Source organism: Streptomyces sp. NPDC052910 (assembly GCF_055585605.1).
This window is the reverse complement of record NZ_JBVJJR010000003.1, coordinates 12,714-39,512: the sequence shown is the minus strand read 5'-3', so window position 1 is coordinate 39,512 and position 26,799 is coordinate 12,714. Positions and strand designations below refer to the sequence as shown.

The 26,799-nt window shown below is 72.6% G+C and carries 25 protein-coding genes; 14 read left to right on the top strand and 11 right to left on the bottom strand.

Features of this window, described 5'->3' with window-relative positions; all coding sequences use genetic code 11:
• Window positions 1-99 precede the first annotated feature (99 nt).
• Together ACZ6X9_RS11165 and ACZ6X9_RS11160 are read left to right on the top strand one after the other, a co-directional pair.
• Entirely contained in the window at window positions 100-996 is an 897-nt protein-coding gene (locus ACZ6X9_RS11165) for a sterol desaturase family protein (protein WP_469777723.1), read from the top strand.
• A complete protein-coding gene (locus ACZ6X9_RS11160) occupies window positions 993-1,733 on the top strand; it encodes a lysoplasmalogenase (RefSeq protein WP_469777722.1) in 741 nt (246 codons plus the stop codon). The genes ACZ6X9_RS11165 and ACZ6X9_RS11160 overlap by 4 nt, the downstream gene beginning before the upstream one ends.
• Here ACZ6X9_RS11160 and ACZ6X9_RS11155 read toward each other — a convergent pair.
• On the bottom strand, window positions 1,694-3,211 hold the full coding sequence (locus ACZ6X9_RS11155; RefSeq protein ID WP_469777721.1) for a S8 family serine peptidase: 1,518 nt from the start codon (window positions 3,209-3,211) through the stop codon (window positions 1,694-1,696). The genes ACZ6X9_RS11160 and ACZ6X9_RS11155 overlap by 40 nt on opposite strands.
• 259 nt (window positions 3,212-3,470) lie before the next feature.
• The gene (locus ACZ6X9_RS11150; RefSeq protein WP_469777720.1) at window positions 3,471-3,602 is read right to left on the bottom strand and encodes a hypothetical protein; all 132 of its coding nucleotides are present in this window, start codon (window positions 3,600-3,602) and stop codon (window positions 3,471-3,473) included.
• A gap of 310 nt (window positions 3,603-3,912) precedes the next feature.
• Between ACZ6X9_RS11150 and ACZ6X9_RS11145 the strand changes: the two genes are divergently transcribed.
• The 3 genes from ACZ6X9_RS11145 to moaA all read left to right on the top strand — a co-directional run bounded on the left by ACZ6X9_RS11145 (window position 3,913) and on the right by moaA (window position 6,998).
• Window positions 3,913-4,230 carry a DUF485 domain-containing protein gene (locus tag ACZ6X9_RS11145; RefSeq protein ID WP_469778627.1) on the top strand — a complete coding sequence of 106 codons (318 nt, stop codon included), beginning with the start codon at window positions 3,913-3,915 and terminating at the stop codon, window positions 4,228-4,230.
• A complete protein-coding gene (locus tag ACZ6X9_RS11140) occupies window positions 4,227-5,876 on the top strand; it encodes a solute symporter family protein (protein WP_469777719.1) in 1,650 nt (549 codons plus the stop codon). The genes ACZ6X9_RS11145 and ACZ6X9_RS11140 overlap by 4 nt, the downstream gene beginning before the upstream one ends.
• A 123-nt stretch (window positions 5,877-5,999) precedes the next feature.
• Window positions 6,000-6,998, top strand: a complete 999-nt coding sequence (moaA, locus tag ACZ6X9_RS11135; protein WP_469777718.1) for a GTP 3',8-cyclase MoaA — start codon at window positions 6,000-6,002, stop codon at window positions 6,996-6,998.
• Window positions 6,999-7,052: 54 nt separating this feature from the next.
• Here moaA and ACZ6X9_RS11130 read toward each other — a convergent pair whose 3' ends face one another.
• Window positions 7,053-7,274, bottom strand: a complete 222-nt coding sequence (locus ACZ6X9_RS11130; protein ID WP_469777717.1) for a hypothetical protein — start codon at window positions 7,272-7,274, stop codon at window positions 7,053-7,055.
• Between the two features lie 251 nt (window positions 7,275-7,525).
• Complete coding sequence (locus tag ACZ6X9_RS11125) at window positions 7,526-7,900, bottom strand: DUF3099 domain-containing protein (RefSeq protein WP_469777716.1); 375 nt, start codon at window positions 7,898-7,900, stop codon at window positions 7,526-7,528.
• A gap of 226 nt (window positions 7,901-8,126) precedes the next feature.
• Here ACZ6X9_RS11125 and ACZ6X9_RS11120 point away from each other — a divergent pair, with 226 nt between their 5' ends.
• Window positions 8,127-8,405, top strand: a complete 279-nt coding sequence (locus ACZ6X9_RS11120) for a GlsB/YeaQ/YmgE family stress response membrane protein (protein ID WP_469777715.1) — start codon at window positions 8,127-8,129, stop codon at window positions 8,403-8,405.
• A gap of 158 nt (window positions 8,406-8,563) precedes the next feature.
• Here ACZ6X9_RS11120 and tyrS read toward each other — a convergent pair whose 3' ends face one another.
• From tyrS to ACZ6X9_RS11105, 3 genes are all read right to left on the bottom strand, one after another.
• Window positions 8,564-9,979, bottom strand: coding sequence for a tyrosine--tRNA ligase (tyrS, locus tag ACZ6X9_RS11115; RefSeq protein WP_469777714.1), 1,416 nt, complete (start codon window positions 9,977-9,979; stop codon window positions 8,564-8,566).
• A 127-nt stretch (window positions 9,980-10,106) separates the two neighbouring features.
• Window positions 10,107-11,513, bottom strand: coding sequence for a metallopeptidase TldD-related protein (locus ACZ6X9_RS11110; RefSeq protein WP_469777713.1), 1,407 nt, complete (start codon window positions 11,511-11,513; stop codon window positions 10,107-10,109).
• Window positions 11,514-11,562: 49 nt separating this feature from the next.
• Window positions 11,563-13,083, bottom strand: a complete 1,521-nt coding sequence (locus ACZ6X9_RS11105; protein ID WP_469777712.1) for a TldD/PmbA family protein — start codon at window positions 13,081-13,083, stop codon at window positions 11,563-11,565.
• Between the two features lie 193 nt (window positions 13,084-13,276).
• Between ACZ6X9_RS11105 and fabG the strand changes: the two genes are divergently transcribed.
• From fabG to ACZ6X9_RS11090, 3 genes are all read left to right on the top strand, one after another.
• Entirely contained in the window at window positions 13,277-13,981 is a 705-nt protein-coding gene (gene fabG / locus ACZ6X9_RS11100; protein ID WP_436781795.1) for a 3-oxoacyl-[acyl-carrier-protein] reductase, read from the top strand.
• 5 nt (window positions 13,982-13,986) lie between these two features.
• A complete protein-coding gene (fabI, locus tag ACZ6X9_RS11095; RefSeq protein ID WP_469777711.1) occupies window positions 13,987-14,757 on the top strand; it encodes an enoyl-ACP reductase FabI in 771 nt (256 codons plus the stop codon).
• 263 nt (window positions 14,758-15,020) lie between these two features.
• Window positions 15,021-15,398 carry a hypothetical protein gene (locus ACZ6X9_RS11090; RefSeq protein WP_469777710.1) on the top strand — a complete coding sequence of 126 codons (378 nt, stop codon included), beginning with the start codon at window positions 15,021-15,023 and terminating at the stop codon, window positions 15,396-15,398.
• On the opposite strand, the gene ACZ6X9_RS11085 is transcribed toward ACZ6X9_RS11090, so the two are convergent.
• Window positions 15,383-16,090, bottom strand: a complete 708-nt coding sequence (locus ACZ6X9_RS11085; RefSeq protein WP_469777709.1) for a FadR/GntR family transcriptional regulator — start codon at window positions 16,088-16,090, stop codon at window positions 15,383-15,385. The two genes, ACZ6X9_RS11090 and ACZ6X9_RS11085, sit on opposite strands and share 16 nt — an antisense overlap.
• Before the next feature lie 37 nt (window positions 16,091-16,127).
• On the opposite strand from ACZ6X9_RS11085, the gene ACZ6X9_RS11080 reads away from it, so the two are divergent.
• The 4 genes from ACZ6X9_RS11080 to ACZ6X9_RS11065 all read left to right on the top strand — a co-directional run bounded on the left by ACZ6X9_RS11080 (window position 16,128) and on the right by ACZ6X9_RS11065 (window position 18,854).
• Window positions 16,128-17,507: a CynX/NimT family MFS transporter gene (locus ACZ6X9_RS11080; protein WP_469777708.1), complete on the top strand. Its 1,380-nt coding sequence runs from the start codon at window positions 16,128-16,130 to the stop codon at window positions 17,505-17,507.
• 224 nt (window positions 17,508-17,731) lie between these two features.
• Window positions 17,732-17,848 (top strand): SGM_5486 family transporter-associated protein, encoded by a 117-nt coding sequence (locus ACZ6X9_RS11075; RefSeq protein ID WP_436781034.1) that lies wholly within the window; start codon window positions 17,732-17,734, stop codon window positions 17,846-17,848.
• Between the two features lie 183 nt (window positions 17,849-18,031).
• The gene (locus ACZ6X9_RS11070) at window positions 18,032-18,262 is read left to right on the top strand and encodes a hypothetical protein (RefSeq protein WP_469777707.1); all 231 of its coding nucleotides are present in this window, start codon (window positions 18,032-18,034) and stop codon (window positions 18,260-18,262) included.
• Window positions 18,263-18,335: 73 nt separating this feature from the next.
• Window positions 18,336-18,854: a SixA phosphatase family protein gene (locus tag ACZ6X9_RS11065; protein WP_469777706.1), complete on the top strand. Its 519-nt coding sequence runs from the start codon at window positions 18,336-18,338 to the stop codon at window positions 18,852-18,854.
• A 173-nt stretch (window positions 18,855-19,027) separates the two neighbouring features.
• On the opposite strand, the gene serB is transcribed toward ACZ6X9_RS11065, so the two are convergent.
• Window positions 19,028-20,260, bottom strand: a complete 1,233-nt coding sequence (serB, locus tag ACZ6X9_RS11060; RefSeq protein ID WP_469777705.1) for a phosphoserine phosphatase SerB — start codon at window positions 20,258-20,260, stop codon at window positions 19,028-19,030.
• A gap of 77 nt (window positions 20,261-20,337) precedes the next feature.
• Window positions 20,338-22,833 (bottom strand): streptophobe family protein, encoded by a 2,496-nt coding sequence (locus tag ACZ6X9_RS11055; RefSeq protein WP_469778626.1) that lies wholly within the window; start codon window positions 22,831-22,833, stop codon window positions 20,338-20,340.
• A 330-nt stretch (window positions 22,834-23,163) separates the two neighbouring features.
• On the opposite strand from ACZ6X9_RS11055, the gene ACZ6X9_RS11050 reads away from it, so the two are divergent.
• On the top strand, window positions 23,164-25,776 hold the full coding sequence (locus ACZ6X9_RS11050; RefSeq protein WP_469777704.1) for an ABC transporter ATP-binding protein/permease: 2,613 nt from the start codon (window positions 23,164-23,166) through the stop codon (window positions 25,774-25,776).
• 117 nt (window positions 25,777-25,893) lie between these two features.
• On the opposite strand, the gene ACZ6X9_RS11045 is transcribed toward ACZ6X9_RS11050, so the two are convergent.
• Window positions 25,894-26,619, bottom strand: a complete 726-nt coding sequence (locus ACZ6X9_RS11045) for a transglycosylase SLT domain-containing protein (protein WP_469777703.1) — start codon at window positions 26,617-26,619, stop codon at window positions 25,894-25,896.
• Window positions 26,620-26,799 lie beyond the last annotated feature (180 nt).

Here is a 26,799-nt window from a genome sequence, read left to right as displayed (position 1 = left end):
CGGCCGGGCCCCGCCTCGTCGAACCCGGGGTAACCTCGATCGGTACCCGACGGTAACAACCCCTAGCGGGACGCCCGTAGGGGTGCTTATGGTGCCGTCATGCCGCACCTTCCGGATGTCGTGTTGTGGTCGGTCCCCGCGTTCGCCGTGCTCACCGCGATCGAAGTGGTGAGCTACCGGATCCATCCGGACGACGAGGCCGAGGGGTACGAGACCAAGGACGCGGCGACCAGCATCGGCATGGGCGTGGGGAGCGTCGCCTTCGACGCGCTCTGGAAGATCCCGATCGTGGCGGTGTACAGCGCGATCCACGAGCTCACGCCGCTGCGGATACCCGTGCTGTGGTGGACGCTGCCCCTGATGCTGTTCGCCCAGGACTTCTTCTACTACTGGTCGCACCGCGGGCACCACGTCGTCAGGATCCTCTGGGCGTGCCACGTGGTGCACCACTCCAGCCGCAAGTTCAACTTCACCACCGCGCTCCGCCAGCCCTGGACGACCTGGACGGTCTGGCCGTTCTACGTCCCGATGGTCGCCGCCGGCGTGCACCCGGCCGCGGTGGCCTTCTGCTCCGGGGCCAACCTCGTCTACCAGTTCTGGGTGCACACGGAGCGGATCGGCAAGCTGCCCCGGCCGTTCGAGTACGTCCTGAACACCCCGTCGCACCACCGCGTCCACCACGCCTCGCAAGGCGGCTACCTGGACCGCAACTTCGGCGGCATCCTCATCGTCTGGGACCGCCTCTTCGGCTCCTTCGTCGCCGAGGGCGAACGGCCGGTCTACGGGCTGACGAAGAACATCCACACCTACAACCCGCTCCGGGTCGCCACCCACGAGTACGCCGCCATCGCCCGCGACCTCCGCACGGCCCGCTCCTGGCGCGAACGGGCCGGCCGGATCTTCCGCGGCCCCGGCTGGCAGCCGCGGCCGCCGGCGGTGGCCGTGCCACGCCGCGCCCCGGCCGAGGGGGCCGCCGCGCCGGAGAGCGTCGGATGAGGGCCCCGGCCCTCCGGCGCGCCCTGCGGGGAGCCGCGCGCCGGCCCCGGCTCGCCTTCGCCGCCGCCGCGGGCGTCCACCTGGGCGCCCTCGCGACCGGCACGGCGCCCGTCGCCCGCGCCACCAAGCCGGTCCTGATGCCGCTGCTCGCCGAGTACGTCCTGCGGTGCGGCGGGCCCCGGCCGCTCGCCCTGGCCCTGCTGTTCGGCTGCGCCGGCGACACCCTGCTCCAGGTGTCCGGCGAACTCCCGTTCCTGCTGGGCATGGGCGCCTTCGCGGCCGGCCACGCCTGCTATCTCGCCCTCGCCGCACGGCACGGAGGCCGGGGCGCGGGCCGCCGTCTCGCGGCCGGCCACGCCGTCGCCTGGGCCGGCACCACCGCCCTGCTCCTGCCGGGCCTGCCGGCCGGACTCCGGCTGCCCGTCGCGCTCTACGGCCTGCTGCTGACGGCCGTGGGCCACCAGGCGACCCGGCTCGGCGTCCGGGGCGCCGCGGGCGGCACGCTCTTCCTGCTCTCGGACACCCTCATCGCCGCCGGCCTCGCCGGCCGGCCGCAGCCGCCCGTACCCCAGTTCTGGATCATGCTGACCTATCTGGGCGCCCAGTACCTGCTGGCCGACGGGATCCTGCGGGCCGCCGCCGACGACGCGGAGGGGGCCCGGCACCGGCCGGACCCCCTCCGCGCGTCGGGTGTGCGTCAGTTCTTCACGGCCGCCAGGGCGTCGACGATGCCGTAGCCGTAGTGGCTGTTGATGTTCTTGGTGCCGACGCAGGGAGCGTCCGCGGGGGCGTTCACCGGGCAGCCCGGGTTCTTCGCCTGGGCCTTGAGGATCCACTGGATCTCGGCCGCGTTCGACTTCGGGTGCGTGGCCTTCAGCAGCGCCGCCACACCGGCCACGTGCGGACCGGCCATCGAGGTGCCCTGCAGCCAGGCGTAGTCGCCGCCGGGCATGGTGGACAGGATCCGGCCGTCCTTGGCGGGGGCGTCGGGCACCTGACGGACGTCGCCGCCGGGGGCCGCGACGTCGATGGCGCCCTGGCCGTAGTTGGAGTAGTACGACTTCAGCGAGTTGACGCCGGTCGCGGAGACGGTGACGACGCCGGGCAACTGGGCCGGGACGTCCAGGCAGGTGGACGGGTCGATGTCACGCGGCGCGGGCTTGGTGTCGTTGGGGCTCGACGTGTCCCTGATCTTCTTCGAGCCCAGGTCGAAGTTGGAGTTGCCCGCGGAGGCCACGTTGACGACGCCCTTGCGGTCGGCGTACGCGGTGGCGCGCCGGACCGCGTCGGCTATCGCCTTCTGGTCCGCGTCGTTGGCGCAGTTGAACATCCACGGGTCGACGTAGTAGCTGTTGTTCGTCACCGCGATGCCGTGGTCGGCGGCGAAGACGAAGGCGCAGACCACGCTCTCCGCGTAGAAGAAGCTGCCGCCCTTGGTGCTCACCTTGATGGCGGAGACCTTGGTGTTCGGGGCGACCCCCGCGACGCCTATGCCGTTGCGGGCCGCGGCTATGGTGCCCGCCACGTGCGTGCCGTGGTAGTCGGTCGCGGGGTCGTACGGACGCCAGGCGCCCGCCCGGGTGTCCGCCTTGCCGGTGACGCAGCTCGCCGACTGGGCGCGGGAGAAGTTCGGCGCGAGGTCGGGGTGGGTGTCGTCGACGCCCGTGTCGATGACGCCGACGGTGACCTTGCGGCTGCCCGGGTTGACCTTCGCGGCCTTGTCCGCCTTGATGGCGGGGAGGTCCCACTGGAGGCTCTCCAGCGGCTCCTTGCCCGGCTTGGCGGTCTTGGCGGCGGCCAGCGCGTTGCCCTTCGAGAGCTTCAGCTTCTCGGGCTTGCCGACGTCCGTCGTGGCCGCCGGGGCGATGGGGGCGGTCCGGGTGGCTCCCGCCGACTCCACGCCGGGCACCGCGCGCAGCGCCTTGGCGAAGTCGGGGTTCTTGGAGTGGACGACGATGACGCCGATCTTGTCGTACGACTCCACGATGCTGCCGCCGTTGCGGCCCACGGCCTTCTTCGCCTGGTCGAGCGTGGCCCGCTCGGTGCCGGTGTTGACCACGTACGACAGCAGCGGACCGTCCGTCCGCACCTTGGTCTGCGCGGCCGGCGCGACGGCCGAGGCGGTGCCCGGCAGGAAGCCGATCGAGGCGGTCAGCGCCAGGCCGACGGGGAAGGCGAGGGCGGCGTGCCGGCGTCTGGGGCGCAGATGAGCCATGGGAACTCCACATCGTCCGGGGAGCCGTCCGGGCACCGGGCGTGCCGGACGGGTACATGACGAGTGAAGCTAGCGCCGATCATGGGCCGTGAGCAATGAATTCCCCAAGAAAAAAACGGCGCATGCCCGCCGCAAGCCAGGGGGAACGGGACAGTCCGTCCGCTCTCCGCCCGGGGGCGGACACTTCGCCGTACACCCCGCGCGGACGGGCCGACGGGGTGCGCGGCGGGAGCGGCTCGGCGCCTAGGGGCATGAGGGCTCAGTCGGCGCCGCCCCCGCGCAGGGCGTCGATGCTCAGCACCGGCAGCGGCACCCGCGGCCCGTACCAGCGGCCCGCGGTGGGGAGGGCGGCGGGCCGGGCGGCGGGGACGGCCGCTATGGGGGACGTCAACCTGATGATTCCGAACGGGCGTCGACCGGGGGACTGCGGCTGAGGCGGCGACTCGGTGCTCACACCAGGTCAACGAGGCGGCGCGCGCCGGGTATTGCGCCGTCCGGCCGCGCTGCGTCATGCGGCGTCCTCCCCCTGTCGCATACTGCGGTGTCCCTCTACGATGCGTGATCCGAATCACAGTACCTCGCACATCGGTCACCACTCGCACCCCCCAACCCCACCGTCAGGAGAGGCCGTGGACTCAGAAGAGGTCGCGGAGACCCCACCCACCACAGCACACCCGCAGGGCGCGTCCGCCCGTCCCGGCATCCCCGGTCAGCCCGACCGCTTCACCGCCGTCCAGGAGAGCGCCGAGTTCGGCGAACTGCGCCGGGCGCACCGCTCCTTCGCCTTCCCGCTGACCGTCGCCTTCATCGGCTGGTACCTGCTCTACGTCCTGCTGTCGAACTACGCGGGCGACTTCATGGGCACCACCGTGGCCGGGCACGTCAACGTCGCCCTCGTCCTCGGGCTGGCCCAGTTCCTCACCACGTTCCTCATCGCCTGGTGGTACGCGCGGCACGCCGCGGCCCGCATCGACCCCAAGGCGGAAGCCCTCAAGGCCCGTATGGAGGCCGCCGAATGACCGGCGCACCCACCGCCGCCCCGACCGCCGTCCACGCGCTCGCCGCCGCGGGCGGCGCCGGGGAGCACCGCACTCTGATCATCACCCTGTTCTCCGTCTTCGTCGCCATCACCCTGGGCATCACCGTCTGGGCCGGCCGGCAGACCAAGGGCACCGACGACTTCTACGCGGGCGGCCGCTCCTTCACCGGCTTCCAGAACGGGCTCGCCATCTCCGGCGACTACATGTCCGCCGCCTCGTTCCTCGGCATCGCCGGCGCCATCGCCCTCTTCGGCTACGACGGCTTCCTCTACTCCATCGGCTTCCTCGTCGCCTGGCTGGTCGCCCTGCTGCTCGTCGCCGAGCCGCTGCGCAACTCCGGCCGCTTCACCATGGCCGACGTCCTCGCCCACCGGCTGAAGCAGCGGCCGGTGCGCACCGCCGCCGGCACCTCCACCATCGTCGTCTCGATCTTCTACCTGCTGGCCCAGATGGTCGGCGCCGGCGCCCTCGTGGCCCTGCTGCTGGGCGCGAGCGGCGAGGGATCGCGGCGCTGGATCATCGCCCTGGTCGGGCTGGTGATGGTGCTGTACGTGACGATCGGCGGGATGAAGGGCACCACCTGGGTGCAGATCGTCAAGGCGGTCCTGCTCATCGCGGGCACCCTGCTGATCACCATCCTCGTGCTCAACAAGTTCCACTGGAACCTCTCCGAGCTGCTCGGCGCCGCGGCCGACAAGAGCGGCAAGGGCAAGAAGTTCCTGGAACCCGGACTCCAGTACGGCAAGGACGGCACGTCCAAGCTCAACTTCGTCTCCCTGGGCATCGCGCTCGTCCTGGGCACGGCCGGCCTGCCGCACATCCTGATCCGCTTCTACACCGTGCCCACCGCCAAGGCCGCCCGGAAGTCGGTGAACTGGGCCATCGGCATCATCGGCGCGTTCTACCTGATGACCATCGCGCTGGGCTTCGGCGCCGCCGCCCTGGTCGGCTCGGAGGCGATCACCCACTCCAACGAGTCCGGCAACACCGCCGCACCGCTGCTCGCCGAGGAGGTCGGCGGCGGCGCCGGCTCCACCGGCGGCGCCATCCTGCTCGCGGTGATCTCGGCCGTCGCCTTCGCCACCATCCTCGCGGTGGTCGCGGGACTCACCCTCGCCTCCTCCGCGTCGTTCGCCCACGACCTGTGGGCCAACGTGATCCGCAAGGGCCGGACCGGCGAGAAGGAGGAGCTGCTCACCGCCAAGATCGCGGCCGTGGTGATCGGCGGGATCTCCATCGCACTGGGCATCTTCGCCCACCGGCTCAACGCCGCCGCCCTGGTCGCCCTCGCCTTCGCCGTCGCCGCCTCGGCCAACCTGCCGACGGTCCTCTACAGCCTGTTCTGGAAGCGCTTCACCACCCAGGGCGCCCTGTGGTCGATCTACGGCGGACTCGTCAGCTCCGTCACCCTGGTGATCTTCTCGCCGGTCGTCTCCGGCAACGAGAAGGCGCTCTTCCCCGGCATGAGCTTCGACTGGTTCCCGCTCGGCAACCCCGGCCTGGTCTCCATCCCGCTGGGCTTCCTGCTCGGCTGGCTGGGCTCGCTGCTCTCCCGCGAGGCCGCCGACCCGAAGAAGTACGCCGAGCTGGAGGTCCGCTCGCTCACCGGCTACGGCGCCCACTGACCGTACGCCCCGCGTGACCCCCACGCCCCGGAACACCGGCGCTCCGACGAGCTGTCGGCGCTCCGGGGCATCGCGTACGCTGCGGGCATCGGCACATCGGCGATCAGTGGGAGGGGCAGCGCCGTGCTCATCGACACCTACGGCCGCGTCGCCACCGACCTGCGCGTCTCCCTGACCGACCGGTGCAACCTCCGCTGCACCTACTGCATGCCCGAAGAGGGCCTCGCCTGGCTCCCCAAGCCCGAGCTGCTCACCGACGACGAGACCGTCCGCCTGGTGCGGATCGCCGTCACCCTCCTCGGCGTCACCGAGGTCCGCTTCACCGGCGGCGAACCGCTGCTCCGCCCCGGCCTGACGGACATCGTCGCGCGGTGCTCGGCCCTCCGGGCCGACGGGGTCCGCCCCCGGCTGTCGCTCACCACCAACGGCATCGGCCTGGCCCGCACCGCCGACGCCCTGAAGGCCGCCGGCCTGGACCGGGTGAACGTCTCCCTCGACACCCTGCGGCCCGACGTCTTCGCCACCCTCACCCGGCGCCGGCGCCACCACGACGTCCTCGACGGCCTCGCCGCGGCCCGCGCCGCCGGCCTCGAACCCGTCAAGGTCAACACCGTGCTGATGCCGGGCATCAACGAGGACGAGGCCCCCGACCTGCTCGCCTGGGCCGTCGAGAACGGCTACGAGCTGCGCTTCATCGAGCAGATGCCGCTGGACGCCCAGCACGGCTGGCGCCGCGAGCGGATGATCACCGCGGGGGACATCCTGACGAGCCTGCGCACCCGCTTCGACCTCACCCCCGAGCCTGGCCCGGAGCGCGGCTCCGCGCCCGCCGAGCGCTGGCTGGTCGACGGCGGCCCGGCCCGGGTCGGCGTCATCGGCTCCGTCACCCGTCCGTTCTGCGCGGCCTGCGACCGCACCCGGCTCACCGCCGACGGGCAGGTGCGCACCTGCCTGTTCGCCACCGAGGAGACGGACCTGCGGGGCGCCCTGCGCTCGGGGGCCGGCGACGAGGAGATCGCCGAGCTCTGGCGGCGGGCCATGCGGGGCAAGAAGGCGGGCTCGGGCCTCGACGACCCGACGTTCCTCCAGCCGCGCCGCCCGATGTCCGCGATCGGCGGCTGAGGCGGGGACCGGCGGCGGGACGGCCGGGGGCTGAGACGGCCGACGGCCGGGGGATCAGCGCTCCCGCGCCTCCCACTCCTCGAACCGCACCACGTCCTTGAGGAAGCCGCGCAGCCCCAGGAAGTTCGACAGGTGCTCGCGGTGCTCCTCGCAGGCCAGCCAGGTCTTGCGGCGCTCGGGGGTGTGCAGCTTGGGGTTGTTCCACGCCAGCACCCACACCGCGGGGGCGCGGCAGCCCTTGGCGGAGCAGATCGGGGCGGTCTCAGGGAAGTTCACGCGTCAACTCTACGTAACCGCGTACCCCTGGCACTCGCGGCCCCCTCCGGCCTCGGCACGCCCTGCCGGCGTCCGGACACGACGACGCCGGGCAGCCACGGGGGAAGCCGCCCGGCGTCGATCATTCGCTCCGACGGGGGATGCGGAGCGCCTACGAAGTATGTCACGGAGAGCCCCGCGAAGGGCACCGAAAGACATGATTGATTTGAGCTTTTCCTGAGCTTGCCCTTATCGGGCGCTTACGCCAAGGCTCAGTCCTGGCCGCCCTGTTGACCCTCGCGACCGCTCCCATCAGCGGACTCTTCCGCTCCACCGGCCCCGTGCGGCAGCGCGGGCCGCGTCGGCGCGGGAATGAACGTCTGGGGGAGCGAAGGGACGTTCTCCCGGCCCGCGTTGGCGATGACGACCGCGACGTAGGGCAGCAGCAGGCCGAGCACCAGCGTGCCGACCGCCACGTAACGCTCCACGTTCCAGAGCACCACGGTCAGGATGACGGAGACCGTGCGGACCCCCATCGAGATCACGTAACGGCGCTGCCGGCCTCGTACGTCCTCGGCCAGCCCCTGGCGGGCCCCGGTGATCCGGAAGGCCTCCGCCTGTCCGCGCTTCCGTATCACGTCCACCACCCGATTCGCCTCACTGCCCTCCGGCGCGGTCCGTTCCCCGCACCGGTGTGTACTCAACGTTACGCCGCGGCCCGCGACGGGACGAGGGCGGGGCACCTCCGGATTCGCCGCCGGGAGGGCGCTCGACGTGCACGGGACGGCGTACGGAGGGCTTCGGCGTGCGCCGGACGGGTGGCGGGCCGACACTGGCGTGAGCACGCTCCGCAGCGTCGCACGAGGAGGCGGCATGAACTGGTTGTGGGCCATCATCGTCGGTCTCGTTCTCGGCCTGATCGCCAAGGCGATCCTGCCGGGCAAGCAAGCGATCCCCATCTGGCTGACGATCATCTGCGGCATGATCGGCGCCGTCCTGGGCAACTGGGCCGCCACCGGACTGGGGGTCCACCACACCCATGGCGTGGACTGGATCCGGCACCTGCTCCAACTGATCGGCGCCGTCATCGTGGTCGCCATCGGAGACCGGCTCTGGGCCGGGGTGCGGGGCAGGCGGGGAGCGCGGACCTAGGGGGCTTCCGGCGGGAGACCGCCGTACACCCCGACGGATCCGCGCGAGGCCACCGTCCCCTCGAACGCGGGCGGGCGGACCGGAGACCCGGCCCGCCCGCCCGCGCGAGGGACGTTTCGCGAGGCGGACCCCCGGCGGGGGACGACTCGCGGGGACGGCTACAGCCCGCGCAGCTCCGCGATCCGCCGGCCCGTCTTGAGGTAGACGGTGCCCGCCGCCGAAAGCCCCGCGCCCGACAGCAGCTCGGGCACCACCTCGGCCAGCGGACGGATCGCGTCCGCCTCGGCCAGCACGATCGCCTGCTGCCCGCCGTCGGCCTCCACGACCAGCCGCAGACCGTTCTGCTTGGCGACCCGGCGCGCGGCCGAGGCGCTCGGCTGGAAGCCCAGCACCTTGCTCAGCACGGCCGTGACCGGCTCGGCACCGTGCTCGGCCACCTCGACCACCGGCAGGTCGCCCACGTCGGTGAAGGACTTCTTCGAGAACTGGGCGACGAAACCGGCCCGGGCGGCCATCGCGGCCTCGACCCCGTAGAGCGCGGCCACGACCTCACCCGCGAGGACCTTCTTCAGGTCCATCGGGTGCAGCGAGCGCTCCTCGATCCGGGAGAGCGCCTGCTTGATCTCGGCGTCCGTCCACTCCGTCCACGCCTTCAGGTACGGCTCCATCAGCCGGTCCGGGACCGACATGATCTTGCCGAAGACGTCGTCGGCGGGGGCGGTCAGACCGACGTAGTTGCCCTTGGACTTGGACATCTTCGCGCCGGTGCCGTCGGTGCCCTCGATCAGCGGCATGGTCACCACGAGCTGCGGACGCTGCCCGCGCAGCTCCATCAGCTTGCGGCCCATCTGGAGGTTGAGCAGTTGGTCGGCACCGCCCAGCTCCACGTCGCAGTCCAGCGCCACCGAGTCCAGGCCCTGCGCGATCGGGTACATCAGCTCCGACATGGTCAGGCCCGAGCCCGCGGCGAGGCGGTTGCGGAAGTCCTCGCGCTGCAGCAGTTGCGAGACCGGCACCTGGTTGAGCAGGCCCAGCAGCTCCGGGAAGGTGAAGGGGGCCAGCCACTCGCTGTTCTGCCGGAAGCGGACCTTCTCGAAGTCGAAGAAGGGCCGCACCTGCTCGCGGTAGCCCGCGAGGTTCTTCTCGATGTCCTCGTCGGTCAGCGGCGGGCGCTCGGCCGTCCGGCCCGTCGGGTCGCCGATCTTGGCGGTGAAGTCACCGATCAGCAGCGTGACGTCGTGACCCATCCGCTGGAAGCGGTTGAGGACGATCATCGGCACGGTGTGGCCGAGGTGCACGTCGGCCGCCGTCGGGTCGATGCCCAGCTTGATGTGCAGCCGCTCGCCGGCGGCCCGGCGCTCGTCGATCCGCTCGGCCAGCTTGTCCGTGCCGGGCAGCACCTCCACCGCACGGCCGGCGATCAGCTCGGCCTGCTCCCGCGCCGAGAGGTCCGACAGGTCCAGATAACGCCGCGCCTTGGTCTCGGTGAGCAACCGCTCCACGGTCGAGTCGAGGGAGAGGTCCTGTGCGAGGAGCTCACTGGCGCGGGCGACGGATTCGCCGAGGCGTGTCATGGCGTTCCTGTGATCTGTAGCGGACGGTTGTCCCCGGCGCCCTGCGGGCACGGGGGCGGAACAGGTCGGTCGGGCGCCAGTCTATTCGGCCGTGCGCGCGGCACCCCTCCCGTACCGCCCCTCGCTCTCACACCCCCTTGCTCACGGAGCTCATGTGGAAGTCGGGCACCCGCAGCGCCGGCATCGCCGCCCGCGGGCACACCTTGACCAGGTCACGCGGCAGCGTGCGCTCGGTGCGGCCCGCCTCCACCGCCCGGGACAGCAGGTCCACCGGCGACTCGTTGAACCGGAAGTTGTTCACCTCGCCCACCGCCTCACCGTCCCGCACCAGCAGCACACCGTCCCGTGTCAACCCGGTGACCAACAGCGACGCCGGGTCCACCTCGCGGATGTACCAGAGCGAGGTGAGCAGCAGCTCCGGCCCGTCGTGCCCGCTCGCGGCGACCATCTCCTCCAGCGACCGGGCGCCGCCCGCCTCCAGGATCAGGTTGTCCGTGTACGGGGCGACGGGCAGGCCCGTCAGCGCGGCGGCGTGCCGGCCGGCGGTCAGCCGTTCCAGCACCCCGTCGCGGATCCAGTCCGTCGCGGCCAGCGGCAGCCCGCTGTCGAAGACCGACAACCGGGTGTCCGAACCGTCCGTCAGCACGAACGGCGCGCACTCCAGGCCCGGGGCGGACGGGTCGCTGCGCAGGGTCAGCGGCAGCCCGGACAGCTTCTCGCCCACCCGCGTCCCGCCGCCCCGGCGCGCGAACACCGTCCGGCCCTCCGCCGCGTCCCGCGCGTCCGCCCGCAACTGCTGGTAGCACACCAGGTCCGCGACGGCCGTCGGCGGCAGCAGCGTCGGGTACCGCCCGGCGGGCAGCTCGCTCCGGCCCCGGGCCGCCCAGGCCAGCCGCCGCGCCAGCTCCCCGTCCAGGTGCCGCGGGTCGACGCCGGCGAAGTCGTCGGTGGCCCGCGCCAGCCACGTCGAACCGGGGCCGCGCACGTCCTTGGCGTTCAGCTCGACCCGGCCCGTCGGCTGGTCGTGCCGCAACCGCAGCCCCGTGGAGGTCCCCAGGTAGGAGGTGACCATCTGGTGCCGGGCGTAGCCGTACAGCTCGCGGCCCTCGGCCCGGGCCCGGGCGAAGGACTCGCCGAGCGCCGGGGCGAACCCGTCGAACACGGCGGCGGACGTCTCGGCCGGCGGCTCCCCGAACGCGGGGGAGTGCGGCACGCCCGTCACCAGGGGCCGCGCGTCGTCGGCCGGCCCCGCCCCGCGCGCCGCCTCCTCGGCGGCCCGCACCAGCGACTCCACGTCGGCGACCGTCACCGACGAACCCGACACCACCCCGGCGGCCGTGCCCCGCGCCCCGGCCACGGTCGCGATCACGGTCACCGCACGCCCGCGGGCGGTGCCGTTGGTGGTCAGCGCGTTGCGCGCCCAGCGCAGATCGGCCGACGAGCGCTCGGCGACGATCACCGCGCACGCGTCGGCACGGGAGAGCGAGAGGGCCCGCTCCACGATCTCCTGCGGCCTGCTCCGACGTGCTGTCACGTGTGGGCTCCCCTCGTCGTCCCGGTTCCGTACGCTTCCCCGACGCGCCTCACCGGCCCGCCTCCCGCACCGTGTTGAGCACGTTCACCCCGCGGAACAGCGCCGACGGGCAGCCGTGCGACACCGCCGCGATCTGCCCCGGCTGCGCCTTGCCGCAGTTGAACGCCCCGCCCAGCACATAGGTCTCCGGCCCGCCCACGGCGGTCATCGAACCCCAGAAGTCCGTGGTGGTCGCCTGGTACGCCACGTCCCGCACCTGGCCCGCGAGCCGCCCGCGCTCGATCCGGAAGAAGCGCTGGCCCGTGAACTGGAAGTTGTACCGCTGCTGGTCGATCGACCAGGACCGGTTGCCGACGACGTAAATCCCGCGGTCCACGCCCGCGATCAGCTCCTCGGTGGACGGCCCGTCCGGCGCGGGCCGCAGCGAGACGTTGGCCATCCGCTGCACCGGGATGTGCGACGGCGAGTCGGCGTAGGCGCAGCCGTTGGACCGGCCGAGGCCGTGCAGCCGGGCGATCCGGCGGTCGAGCTGCCAGCCGACCAGGATCCCGTCCTTGACGATGTCCCAGGCCTGGGCGGCCACTCCCTCGTCGTCGTAGCCGACGGTCGCCAGCCCGTGCTCGGCCGTCCGGTCGCCGGTGACGTTCATCAGCGGCGAGCCGTAGACCAGCTTGCCCAGCAGGTCCGGGGTGGCGAACGAGGTGCCCGCGTACGCCGCCTCGTAGCCGAGCGCCCGGTCCAGCTCGGTGGCGTGCCCGATCGACTCGTGAATGGTCAGCCACAGGTTGGACGGGTCGATCACCAGGTCGTACGCGCCCGGCCGCACGCTCGGCGCGCGGACCTTCTCCGCCAGCAGCTCCGGCAGCTCGGCCAGCTCCGCGTCCCAGTCCCAGCCGGTGCCCGTCAGGTACTCCCAGCCGCGGGCCGTCGGCGGGGCCAGGGTGCGCATCGACTCCACGCCGCCCGCCGGGTCCACGGCCAGCGCCGTGAGCTGCGGGTGCACCCGGACGCGCTGCTGCGTGGTGACCGTGCCCGCCGTGTCCGCGTAGAACTTGTTCTCGTGGACGGCGACCAGCGACGCGTCGGCGTGCGCCACCCCGTCGGCGGCCAGCAGCCGCGCGCTGAAGTCGGCCAGCAGCGCGGTGCGCTCCGCGGCCGGTACGCCGAACGGGTCCTGTTCGTAGGACGACACCCAGGTCCGCTCCGCGTGCACCGGCTCGTCCGCCAGCTCCACCCGCTCGTCCGAACCGGCCGAGGCCGTCACCTTCCCCGCCAGTCGGGCCATGGCCACGGCCTGGCCGGCCACCCGGGCGGCGGCGTCCATCGTCAGCTCCGTGCCGGCGGCGAAACCCCAGGCTCCGCCGTGCACCACCCGCACCGCGTACCCCAGGTCCGTGGTGTCCGCGGACCCGGCGAGCCGTGCGTCGCGCAGCCGCCAGGTGGCGTTGCGCACCCGTTCCAGCCGGAAGTCGGCGTGGTCGGCGCCCAGCGCGCGGGCGCGGGCGAGGGCGGCGTCGGCGAGCGGGCGCAGGGGCAGTGCGAGGAATGACGCGTCGATGGCGTGCGGCACGGAACCTCCCGGGGTCGTCGCCGAGCATCATGCCCATCTCCCGGCCCGGTTCCGCAGGAGATTCTGTAGAGATCCAACAGGTACCGGCCACACCACCTGTCAGTGCCCGATTGTCGCCCCGGCGACCTCTACCGATACGTTCGTACAGTCCAGCTCCGTCTCTGCACGGATTCATCGAGGGAAGGGTGATCCTTTGAGCCGCTCGGTTCTCGTCACCGGAGGAAACCGGGGCATCGGCCTCGCCATCGCACGCGCGTTCGCCGACGCGGGCGACAAGGTCGCCGTCACCTACCGCTCGGGCGAGCCGCCGGCGGACTTCCTGGCGGTGAAGTGCGACATCACGGACCCGGAGCAGGTCGAGCAGGCGTTCAAGGAGATCGAGGAGAAGCAGGGCGCGGTCGAGGTGCTGGTGGCCAACGCCGGCGTCACCCGCGACCAACTGCTGCTCCGCATGTCCGAGGAGGACTTCACCTCGGTCGTGGAGACCAACCTCACCGGGACCTTCCGCGTCGTCAAGCGCGCCACCCGGCCCATGCTGCGCGCCCGCAAGGGCCGCGTGGTGCTGATCTCCTCCGTGGTGGGCCTGCTGGGCTCGGCCGGCCAGGCGAACTACGCGGCGTCCAAGGCCGGCCTCGTCGGCTTCGCCCGCTCCGTCGCCCGCGAGCTGGGCTCCCGGAACATCACCGTCAACGTCGTCGCGCCCGGGTTCGTGGACACCGACATGACGCGCGTGCTCAGCGACGAGCAGCGCGCGGGGATCGTGGCCAACGTTCCGCTGGGCCGCTACGCGCAGCCCGAGGAGATCGCCGCCTCGGTCCGCTTCCTCGCCTCCGAAGAGGCCGCATACATCACCGGAGCCGTCATTCCTGTCGACGGCGGATTGGGCATGGGTCACTGAACACCATGAGTGGAATCCTCGCAGGCAAGCGCATCCTGGTCACGGGTGTCCTCACCGAGCAGTCGATCGCCTTCCAGGCCGCCAAGGTGGCCCAGAACGAGGGCGCCGAGGTCGTCCTGACCGGCTTCGGCCGGCTCTCCCTGGTCGAGCGCATCGCCAAGCGGCTCCCGAAGCCCGCGCCGGTGATCGAGATGGACGTCACCAACCAGGAGCACCTCGACGGCCTCGCCGGCAAGGTGCGCGAGCACATCGGCGACGAGGTGCCGCTCGACGGCATCGTGCACTCGATCGCCTTCGGCCCCCAGGGTGCCTTCACCTTCCTGGACGCCACCTGGGAGGACGTCTCCACGGCCGTCCAGGTCTCGGCGTACTCCTACAAGTCGCTGGCCATGGCGCTGCTGCCGCTGATGCGCGAGGGCGGCTCCATCGTCGGCCTCACCTTCGACGCCCAGATCGCCTGGCCGAAGTACGACTGGATGGGCGTCGCCAAGGCCGCGCTGGAGAGCACCAACCGCTACCTCGCCCGTGACCTGGGCCCCAAGGGCATCCGCTGCAACCTGGTCTCGGCCGGCCCGATCAAGTCCATGGCCGCCAAGTCCATCCCGGGCTTCGAGGAGCTCGCGGACGTCTGGAACCACCGCGCCCCGATCGGCTGGGATCTGGCCGACCCGGAGCCGGCCGGCCGCGGCGTCGTCGGCATGCTGTCCGACTTCTTCCCCCGCACCACGGGCGAGATCGTGCACGTCGACGGTGGCGTGCACATGATGGGCGCGTGACGCGCACGACGTTCTGAGGGACGCAGCAGAGGGCCGCGGTCGGAGACCGCGGCCCTCGCGCGTCCCCGGCTCCACCCAGCCCGTCCGGCGTTGGAGGACAACCGCGCGGAGCCGCGGTTTCGGGGGTGCGGGGGCCGGCCCCCGCGAGAAACGGTGAGAGGGAGGGACAGGGGCACACCGCACGGGCCGCAGGCCCGACTCGTGAAGCGAGCCGTCCACCCCCACACTGAGAGAACCGCACCACCGTGGGAGGAGGTACGGCAGTGATACGCACCCCCGCACACCACACCCATCACACCCACACCCACCGCCGCCTCACGGCCAGAACCGCCACCCTCCTGCTGCTGGCCACAGCCCTGGCGGCCCCCGCCACCCCGGCCCCCGCGCAGTCGGCCCTCGCACAGCCGGCCCCCGCGCAAGCCGAGTGCCACACCCACGTCCGCGGCTCCCACGCCACAGCGGACTGCTACAACGGCAACGCCACCCCCGACCGCGTCCAGCTCCACCTCCGCTGTGCCCACTGGTGGGACCCGGCCATGGACACGGCCCCGGCGGCCGTCGATCCCACCCGCCACGTCACCCTCTCCCAGCGCTGCTGGCTGCGCATAAGGGAGGCATGGGTGAGTCACACCGCGGGATGACCGCCGTGCGCACCCCCGTCCCGCGCCCTCTCCCGCAGCACGTACGGATGCTCACCGGCCTCCGCGGCGGCGGTCGCCGCGTCCCCGGCCCGGATGGCCTCGACCAGCCGGCCGTGGTCGGTCAGCGTCCGGGGCCGCGGCTCGGCGCCGACGTCCGCACGCAGGAACTCCCGCACGACGACGCCGAGATCGGCGTAGAGCGCGGCCAGTACCTCGTTGTGCGCCGCGGCGACGACAGCGGTGTGGAACGTCGCGTCGGCCTCGACGAACCGTTCCAGATCACCGGACCGCCACGCTTCCGAGCGCCGCCGCAGCAGGAGGTCCAGTGCGTCCAGATCCGCGGCCGTACGCCGCTCCGCCGCCAGGGCCGCGGCCTTCGTCTCCAGAGCGCTGCGCAGTTCCGCGACGTGCCGCGGGTCGGCCCGGGCGAAGCGCCGGCTCATCACCCCGGCCAGTTCGCTGGTGGCGACGACGTACGTACCGGAGCCCTGCCGGATCGCGAGCAGCCCGTTGTGCGCGAGGGCGCGCACGGCCTCGCGCACGGTGTTGCGCGCGACACCGAGCCGTTCGACCAGCTCGGGCTCGGTGGGGATGCGGGAGCCGACCGGCCACTCGCCGGAAGCGATCTGGGTCCGCAGTTGAGCGATCACCTGGTCGACCAAGGGTGCCTTGTGAGGCGAAGTCAGCGGCATGGCACTCCATTCATCCCATGATTCTATGATTGGCTGTATGACAGGTGCAGCGGGCAAGGAGCCCACGACGGCCACGACCCCCGGCGGAACGTCCCCCCGCATCGTGACAGGAGCCGCGCGGCGGCCCGCTCCACCCCGGCGACGGCGGTTCCTCGCCCTCGGCCTGGTGCTGGCGGCCCTCAACCTCCGACCCGCCGTCACCGGTCTCGGTTCCCTCATGGAGGAGGTACGCGACGGGCTCGGCATGAACGGCACCGTCGCCGGACTGCTCACCTCCATCCCGTCCCTCTGCTTCGCGGTCCTCGGCCCCGCCGCCCCCCGGCTGGCCCGCCGCTGGGGCCCGGCGGCCGTCGTCTGCGCCGGCCTGGCGGCCATCGCCACCGGGCTGGCGCTGCGCCCGTTCGCGGGCGGCGTCGTGGGGTTCCTGCTGCTCAGCGCGTTGGCACTGGCCGGTATCGCAGTGGGCAACGTGCTCATGCCGGTGGTGGTGAAGCGCTGGTTCCCGGACCGCGTCGGCCCGCTGACCGGCCTGTACTCCATGGCGCTCACCGGCGGCGCGGCCGTCACCGTCGCCAGTACCGTGCCGCTGACGGACGCGATGGGCGGCGGCTGGCGCCCGGGCCTCGCCGTCTGGGCCCTGCTCGCCGTCGCCGCCGCGCTGCCGTGGGCGGTCATCGCCCGCCGGCCGGACGAACGTCCGGGGCACGACGCGGAGGGGCGGCCGGGCGGGACCGGCGCGCGAGGGGAGAGCGCGGAGCGAGGAGCCGCCCCCGTCCCACAGGCCCCTCAGAGCGCCGACGCCACCGCGGACACGCCCGCCGTACGCGCTCCGCGTATCACCAGCAGCCCCACCGCCTGGGCCCTGGCGGTCTTCTTCGGCCTCCAGGCCACCGGCGCCTACGTCGCCATGGGCTGGATGCCCCAGATCTTCCGCGACGCGGGCGTCCCGGCCTCGACCGCCGGGCTGCTGGCGGCGGTGACGATGCTGATGGGCGTCCCGTTCTCCTTCCTGCTGCCCCGCTTCGCGGCCCGGATGCGGAACCAGGGGGCGCTGGTCGTGGCCCTGGTCGCCTGCGGTCTGGTGGGGTACGCGGGGCTGTGGCTCGCACCGGTGGGCGGCGCCTGGGCCTGGGCGGTGCTGCTCGGCATCGCCAACGGCTCGTTCCCGCTGGCCCTGACGATGATCGGGATGCGTGCGCGGACCGGCGGCGGTGTCGTCCGACTGTCCGCGTTCGCCCAGAGCGTCGGGTACCTCATCTCCATTCCCGGGCCGCTGCTGGTGGGCCGGCTCTACCAGCAGACCGGCGGCTGGGGCCTGCCGATCGCCCTGCTGGCCGCGCTGCTGGTCCCTCAGGCCGTCGCCGGCGTGCTGGCCGGGCGGAACCGGAGCGTCGAGGACGAGCTCCGGCTCCCTTGACCCGCCTCGATCCGTCCTGACCCGACGCGCCCTGACCCGACCCGACCTGACCTGACCCGTCCCGACCTGACCTGACCCGTCCCGACCTGGCCTGCCTCGACCCGCCGCCCGATCCGGCGCCACGGCTTCCCGGCACCCCCGCCGCGAGCCCGACGCCGTTCCGGGCGGCGGGTCGCGCCGACCCCGGTGCCCGGCCGAGGACCGGGGCTGCGACACTGGGTTCCATGCCCGTTCTCGAACCCAACCCCCAGAACGGTCAGAAGACGCTTCTGACCATCCTCGGCGCGATGCTCGGCATCACCATCGTCATCGGCATCATCGCGACCATCGCCGCCGGCTGATCGAGCGACGATCGGCCGACGCACGCTCCCCCCACCCCCCGGGGGGTGGGGTTAACCCCCGTCCCCTAGGGGGTGTATCTCCGGGGTAAGTGGGTGGCTTTCCGGATGGGATATCAGGGGTCCCGCTCCGTAGATTCGTAGTGCACCGCGACGCGGCGGTGCACCGGACCCACGGAGGAGATCATGCTCGCCGGCAGGCACGCCCCCACCCGAGACACCGCGCGGACCCGCCTGCCGTGGTGGGCCGCGGTGCTGCCCGCCCTGGCCTTCACCGCGCTCTTCCTCCTGCTGGCCGTCCCCGTTCCGGAGGCCTCCGCGGCCCAGGCGGCGGAGAGCGACCGTGCCGCGGCGCCGAGCCCCGTCGCGCAGGTCGTCCGCGTCGCCCGGGACACCCTGGAGCACTGGATATCGTGAAGCGTTACCCCGAGGAGGGCAAGCCTCCCAACACCCCGCGCCTCACGGCTGGTTTCATGCGAAGCTGGACGGCATGAGCGCCGACATCACCCGCAGGATCGTCCTCTTCCGCCACGCCAAGGCCGAATGGTCCGACGTCGACGACCACGAGCGACCGCTCGCCGACCGCGGGCGCAAGGACGCTCCCGTCGCGGGCCGCTGGCTCGCCGGCTCGGGTGTCGCGCCCGACCTGGCCCTGTGTTCGACGGCGGCCCGCACCCGCGAAACCTGGAAGCTCGCCGTCTCCGAGCTCCCCCAGCGCCCCCGGACGGTGTACGAGGAGCGGCTGTACGAGGCGTCGCTCGGCGAGCTGATCGCCCTGCTCAACGAGGTGTCCGACGAAGTGGGCGACCTCATCGTCGTGGGGCACAACCCGGGTATGCACGCCCTGGCGGACGCCCTCTCGGGCGAGGCCGAGGGGGACCTGCTGGCCCGAATGAACCGTTCGGGGTACCCCACCTCGGCCATGGCGGTGATCACTTTCACCGGTTCGTGGAAGAGCGTCGAGCACGGGGTCGGCCGCCTGGCCGCCTTCTGGACGCCGCACGCCTGACGTAACCCCGTGGACCCGTAAGGAACCCCAGGCGGGGCCGGAGACGGAGGCCGGCACCCATGCGGGTGTCCGCCGTCCACCCGGCGCCGGCCGACGGAGCGGCATCAGCGGCACCGGCGGCGGGGAAGCGAGGGAGTGGGGGAGCGGGGAAGCGGACGAGTGACACCCCGGTGTCACTCGTGCGTGTTGGCCGCCTCCACCTCTTCGCGGGTGACGCCCAGCAGATACAGCACCGTGTCCAGGAACGGCACGTTCACCGCCGTGTGCGCCGCCTCCCGCACCACCGGCTTGGCGTTGAAGGCCACACCCAGGCCGGCCGCGTTGAGCATGTCGAGGTCGTTCGCGCCGTCGCCGATCGCCACGGTCTGGGAGAGCGGCACTCCGGCCTCGGCGGCGAACCGGCGGAGCAGCCGTGCCTTGCCCGCCCGGTCCACGATCTCGCCGGTGACCCGGCCGGTCAGCCGGCCGTCCACGATCTCCAGCGTGTTGGCCGAGGCGAAGTCCAGGCCCAGCCGCTCCCGCAGATCGTCCGTGACCTGCGTGAAACCGCCGGAGACCACGCCCACCTGGAAGCCCAGCCGCTTCAGGGTGCGGATCAGGGTCCGCGCCCCCGGCGTGAGCTGCACCTCCGCGCGCACCTTGTCCACCACCGACTCGGGCAGCCCCTCCAGGAGCGCCACCCGCGCGTGCAACGACTGTTCGAAGTCCAGCTCGCCGCGCATCGCGCGGGCGGTCACCTCGGCCACCTCGGCCTCACAGCCCGCGTGGGCCGCGAACAGTTCGATGACCTCGTCCTGGATCAGCGTCGAGTCGACGTCCATCACCACCAGGCGCTGCGCCCGCCGCTGCAACCCGGCCGCCACGACGGCCACGTCCACCCCGAGCCTCGCCGCCTCGATCGCCAGCGCGGTACGCAGCTCCTCCGTCCCGGCACCGGAGACCGCGAACTCCACCGCTGTCACGGGGTATTTGGCGAGGCGGAAGATACGGTCGATGTTGCCGCCGGTGCCGGTGATACGGGCCGCGATGGCGGCCGTGGACTCCGCGGTGAGCGGGTGCCCCAGCACGGTGACGTGGGAACGGCCCGTGCCACGCGGCCTGTTGTCACCCCGGCCCGAGATGATCTCCGTCTGGAGGTGCATGGACTCGGCCCAGCTATGCACGGTCGCCCGCAGGCCGCCCTCGGCCGCGGGGCCTCCGGCGGGCGCGGTGACGAGCGCGCACAGGGTGATCCGGCCCCGGGTGACGACCTGTTCGATGTCCACGACGTCGACCGCGTAGGCGGCGAGCGTGTCGAAAAGGCCGGCGGTGATGCCCGGCCGGTCCTTTCCGAAGATCTTGACGAGGAGGGTGGGCACGTCGTCACCGGCGGCGGGGGTGACGGGCGGGGGCAACGGTGCGCTCATGGTCCTTCTACCGTATCCGGTGCCCGAGAGGCGGTCGCAGGGGGAGGCGTGCGGCGGGACGACTGTTCACCGCGCGGCTACCGGCGCGGCGGCCGCCCGTCCGGGCCCGGCCACCTCCGGGGTGCCGGTGGCGGAGGAGGCGGCGGCGGGGGCGGACTCCCATACGGACGGCGCGGACGCCCCCGCGACGAGCCGGAAGAGGGACCGGAAGGACCACCGGAAGGACCACCCGGCGCGGTGACGGACCAAGGATCGACCGGATGCCCCGCCCCCGCCCCCGCCGAAGCACCGGGTTTTGCCCCGGGTCCGGACCTGGACTCGGCCCCGGACGGGGACCCGGACTCAGGTCCGTTCCCTGACCCAGACCCTGTCCCTGGCCCAGATCCAGATCCGGTCCGAGACCTAGCTCCGGACTCAGGCCCGGGCTCGGACCCAGACCCGGACCCAGACTCAGACTCGGACCTGGACCCGGATTCGGGCTTGGACTCGGACCCAGACTTGGACTCAGGCCCGGGCCCAGACCCGGACCCAGACTCAGGCCTGGACCCGGATTCGGGCCCAGACCCGGACCCAGACTCAGACCCGGGCCTGGACCCGGGCCCGGACCTAGGCCCGAGCCCAGACCGAGACCTGGACCCGGACTCAGATCCGGGCCTGGGCCCGGGCTCAGGCCCGGACCCATACCTAGACCCAGCCCCAGCCGCAGCCTCAGATTCGGAACCAGCCCGGGAGCCGGGCCGCGGACGCAGGTAAGGGTTGGTCTCGTCCCGCGCCGGCCGATAGCCGGGCGACGGCCGGTGCGGCCCGGGCACGTCCCCCGGCGCCCTGCCGGATGGGCCCCCCGGCGCCCCGCCGGAAGGGCCTCCCTGCGTCCCGCCGCTCGGATTCCCCTGCGTCCCGCCGGCTGGGCTCCCCGGCCTCCCGCCGCTCGGATTCTCCAGCCTCCCGCCGGATGAGCCCCCTGGCGTCCCGCCGGGCGGATGCCCCGTCGTCCCGCCGGCCGCATTCCCCAGCGTCCCGCCGCTCGGATCCCCCGGCTCCCCGCCGGCCCCCTTCGCCCACCCGTACCCGGCCTCACCGTGGCCGGAGCCGTTCCACTCATCGGCCCGCCCGGTTCCCGCCTCCCCTGTCTCCCAATTCTCCCGTGGCTCCCATGCCTCCCGCCCCCACCCGCCTTCCCTCTCCTCCGCCTTCTCCTCCGTCCTCTTTTCCTTCCTCTCCTCTTCCCGCCGCGCGTACGCCGCCGCCCCTCGCCCCGCGGCTCCCGTGGCGCAGGCGAGCAGCCCGCCCATCGTCCCGGCCGTGAGGCCCCATGCCGCTCCCAGGAGCACCGCGAGGAGCGCGTTGCCGCGCAGGTCGAGCCCGGCGCCCACCGCGTCGACGCCCAGTACCGAAAGCGCCGCGTCCGCCTTCACCCGCGTCGCCAGGACGAGCAGGGGCAGTGCCACGGCCGTCGCCGCGCCCAGCGCGAGGCCGCACCGGCCCGCGTACGCCGCAGCCGCAGCCACCGCACCCCGCGCGCGCCCCGCCCCCCGCGCGCGCCCCGCGCCCCGCGCCGCCCGCACCCCCCGGGGCGTCCGCACCGCGGTGAGCACTCCGGCCAGGAGTACGGCCACCGCGCAGGCGACCGCCAGCAGCCACACCCGCCCGTCGTACTCCGCGAGCCGGGCCACCGTGACCGGCCGGTCGGTGCCTCCGGCCAGCAGGTCGTCCAGCGGGTCGGGGAGCACTTTCGTCAGGGACCCGGCGGCCCGGCCGTGCCAGGGCACGAAGAGGCCGAGGGGCAGTCCGAGCCACACCCCGTTCGGCGCCCCGAGCAGCGCGCCGCCCAGGACCCGCCGGGGGTGGTCGTCGCCGGCCGCCGCGACCAGCGCCGCGGCCCAGCCGGCGGCGACGGTCAGCACGAGGACGGAGCACAGCGCCGAGGCCGCCGGCCGTACCGTCCGGTGCAGGGCGCCGGCTCCGGGGGGCAGCGGGGCCCGGCGCGCGGCGAGTACGGCGACCAGCAGTACCGCCGCCACCCAGACCGCGCCGCCCAGCAGGGAGGGCCCGGTCCGCACCGAGAAGCCGATGTCCGCCTTGGCCCGGGCGAGGTCGGCCAGCCGGTCGGCGAGGCCGCCTCCGATGTCCCCGATGTCGCCGATGTCCCCGACGCCGGGGATCTCCAGTTTCGGGCCGTGTCGCGCCGCGTCACCGAGGCCGAGCCCTTCGCCCTGAAAGGTGAGAATGGAGGAGCCGGCCCACGCCAGCCCGCCGACCAGCAGCAGGAACACCGCGACCACCGACCCGGCACGCAGCGCGAGTTCACGCCCGCCGATCACCGGCCCCGCCGCCCGCAGCGACCGGGCGAACGACCAGCCGAGCACCAGCGCGCCCACCAGGCTCACCCCGAGGGGCATCAGCTCGATGGTGGTGTGCGCGTCGGCGCCCCGGATCCCGAACGCGTCCAGGGCCCCCGAGGGTGCGACGGACCCGCCGACCGCGAGGACGGTCACCGCGGCCGTCATCGGCCCGAGCTCCCCGGCCGCGTCCGCGCCCAGGAGGTGCAGCCCCAGGGCCGCGACCCCCGCCATGGCGAGGAAGGCCCAGCCCACTCCCGCCACCGCGAAGACGATCATGTGGATCCCCCGCGCGGGACGCCGTCCGCTGGTGATGGTCATCACGGCCCCCCGGTCCGCCTCCGCCCCGGCCCCATGCCCGCGGAGTGAGTGACTCCCGCGCGGCCGTGGGTGATTACCACTCTCCGGTGGTGTTTCCGGCACGTCAACGGCGCCCGGGAGGCGGGGGGCGCCCGTCCCCGACTTTCGATCGGGGACTGTGCCTGAAATAGTTCCTCCCGATGTTCGCCATCCCTAGACTCCCTGTGCAGGGGGTACATCGGGGGACAAGTAGTGGGGCATGGAGTGCCTGAACTCGTACTGGAATTGAATGGACAGACCTGGACGCTCGATCCGTCCCGGTCGTACACCCTCGGACGCGATCCGCAGGGCGACATGGTGCTGGAGGACGCCAGGGTCTCGTGGCGGCACGCCATCGTCCGCTGGAACGGGCGCAGTTGGGTGCTCGAGGATCAGGGCAGCACCAACGGCACCTATGCGCAGGGGCAGCGGGTCCACCAGGTGGAGATCGGCCCCGGCTCGGTCGTCCACCTGGGCAACGCGACCGACGGTCCGCGGCTGAGCGCCGCCGGTGCCGCCGCGGCGCCCGCCGCCGGTGACCTGTACAGCGCGCAGACCGCGCTGGCGGCCCAGCCGGGCCACGCGGCGCCCGCGCCGCAGCAGCCGGCCCCGGGCATGTGGCAGCAGCCCCCGCACGGCGGACCCCAGCAGTACCCGCAGCAGCCGCAGTACCAGCAACCCCACGGGGGCTGGCAGCAGCCGCAGGCCGCCGCCCAGGCGCCGTGGCAGCAGCCCCAGCAGGCGCAGCAGCCCCAGCCCCACATCCCGCACCAGGCGTCCTCGCCGGAGCAGGACCGGCCGGGCCAGGGCGCGGGAGCCGGTGCTCCGCCCGTCTACGGCGACCGCAGCCCGACGACGTTCCACCAGCTCGCCCAGGGCCGGGTGATGCGCATCGGTCGTGCGCTGGAGAACGAGCTGGTCGTCGCCGACCTCCAGGTCTCCCGCTACCACGCCGAGTTCCGGGCCACCTCCGACGGCCGTTTCGAGATCGTCGACCTGGGCAGCCACAACGGCACCTACGTCAACGGCCAGCCGGTCCGGCAGCAGATCATCGGCCCGCAGGACATCGTCGGCGTCGGTCACTCCACGTTCCGGCTCGTCGGCGACCGGCTGGAGGAGTTCGTCGACACCGGCGACGTCTCCTTCTCGGCCCGCCACCTGACCGTCACCGTGGACGGCGGCAAGCAGATCCTCAAGGACGTCTCCTTCGGCGTCCCCGAGAAGTCGCTGATCGCCGTCATCGGCCCGTCGGGATCCGGCAAGTCCACCCTGCTCAAGGCGCTGACCGGCTACCGGCCCGCCAACCAGGGTGACGTCCTCTACGACAACCGGAACCTGTACAAGCAGTTCGCCGAGCTCCGGCAGCGCATCGGTCTGGTTCCGCAGGACGACATCCTGCACAAGGAGCTCACCGTCCGGAAGGCGCTCCGCTACGCCGCCAAGCTCCGCTTCCCCGGCGACACCGCGCCCGCCGAGCGCGAGGCCCGCATCGACGAGGTGCTCCGCGAGCTCAAGCTCGACGTCCACAAGGACAAGAAGGTCACCTCGCTCTCCGGCGGCCAGCGCAAGCGCGTCTCCGTCGCCCTGGAGCTGCTGACCAAGCCGTCGCTGATCTTCCTGGACGAGCCGACCTCGGGCCTGGACCCGGGCATGGACCGCGACGTGATGCAGTTGCTGCGCGGCCTCGCCGACGACGGCCGCACGGTCCTGGTCGTCACCCACTCCGTCGCCGAGCTGGCCCTCTGCGACAAGCTGCTGGTCATGGCCCCCGGCGGCTCCGTCGCCTACTTCGGCCCGCCCGAGGAGGCGCTCAACTTCTTCGGCTACGAGACCTGGGCCGACGTCTTCTCGGCGTTCGAGAACTACCGCGACTACGACTGGGCGGGCCGCTGGAAGGGCTCACAGCACTACCAGATGTACGCCGCGGACATCGACGCCGTCGCCCCGCAGTCGGTCCACGTCCAGCCGCAGATGGTCCGGCCGCACAAGGCCCAGAGCTGGGGCTCCCAGTTGTGGACGCTGATGCGCCGCTACGTCTCGGTCATCGCCTCCGACCGCGGCTTCATGGGCCTGATGCTCATCCTGCCCGCCGTCCTCGGCGGCGTGAGCTGTGTGATCCCGTCCGACTTCGGGCTCTCGGCGCCCCCCAAGGGCCACAACCAGGACGCCGGCACGATCATGCTGATCCTCGCGGTCGGCATGTGCTTCTCCGGAGCCGCCAACTCCGTCCGTGAGCTCATCAAGGAACGGGTGATCTACGAGCGGGAACGGGCGGTCGGCCTCTCCCGGTCCGCCTACCTGATGTCCAAGGTCATCGTGTTGGGCGCGATCACCGCGGTGCAGGGCGTGATCATCTGTGCCATCGGCTTCTCCGTCCGGAAGCTGCCCGCGGAGGGCCTGATCCTCAAGGCGCTCCCGGCCGCCGAGCTCTGCCTGGTGATCATCGGGCTGGGCTTCACCTCGATGATGATCGGCCTCGTCATCTCCTCCCTGGTGAAGACCGCGGAGAAGACCATGCCGCTGCTGGTGATGTTCGCGATCGTCCAGGTCGTCTTCACCGGCATCATGTTCAAGGTCTACGACGCCCCCGGTGTCGAGCAGGTCGCCTGGCTGATGCCCTCCCGCTGGGCCATCGGCGCCGCCGGCGCCACGCTGGACCTCTCCCACCTCATGGCGCCCTTCGACAAGAACGACCCGACCAACCTCGACCCGCTCTGGGAGCACAGCGTCGCCCAGTGGGGCATCGACCTGTTCGTCCTCCTCGCGCTCGGCGTCGCCTGCGGCTTCGCGGTCGCCCGACTGCTGCGCCGGCACGAACCCGAGGTCATGCGGAAGTAACGCGAAAGGCCATCGGGAAAAGCGGGAATCCCCGATGGGAATTGCGACGGCAAAAAGGGCGGTGGCACCCGGGAAACCGGGTGTCACCGCCCTTTTCGTATGGCGTCTTCGGTCGGCTCAGTAGGCCGAGTTGACGTTGTCCATCGAGCCGTAGACCGCGGCCGCGTAGTTGCAGGCGGCGGTGATGTTGGCGACCGGGTCGTAGATGTCCCAGGAGGTGCCCTCGACGTGGTACGCCTTGAAGGTCGGGTCGATCACCTGGAGCAGGCCCTTGGAGGGGATGCCCGCGGCGGCGTTCGAGTCCCAGTTGTTGATGGCCTGCGGGTTGCCCGTCGACTCCCGCATGATGTTGCGGTAGATGCCGTCGTAGCTGCCCGGGATGCCCTTGGCCTTCATGATGTCCAGGGCCTCGCGGATCCAGCCGTCGAGGTTGTTCGCGTAGGCCTTCGGGGCCGGGGCGGCGGGCTTGGCCGGCGCGGCGGGCGCGGCCTGGACCGGCCGGCGCGCGGCGGACCGGCTCGCGGCCTCCTTCTCGGCGCGCTCCTTGTCGGCCTTGGCCTTCGCCTCGGCGGCGGCCTTCTTCTTGGCCTCGGCCTCCGCACGGGCCTTGCCCGCGGCGGTGTCCGACTGCTTCACCAGCTCGTCACGCTGGGCCGCGGTGTCGAACGCCTTGGCGTTCCACGCGACGGGCTTCACGCCGATCGCGGCCTGCTGCTCACCTTCGGAGGAGCCGCTCGGGACGACGGCGAGCGCCAGTGCCGCCACGCCGGCCGCGGCGATGCCCGCGGCGGAGAACTTGTGGACCTTGGTGAGACGGCTATAGCCGGAGACGGTGGAGCGCATGACTGTGCTGAACCTCTTCCAATCGCGTGAGTCGCAGTGGCCCGGATCGGCGCGGATGAAGCGCCGTTTCTCGATCTACGGCGCCCTGCGACGGGGCAATTGTTAGCGGCTGCAAAATGCGCTGGCAAAGGTGTGACGTACTATCCGACTTCGTTGTCGGCGCTTTCGGTGCGGCACCCC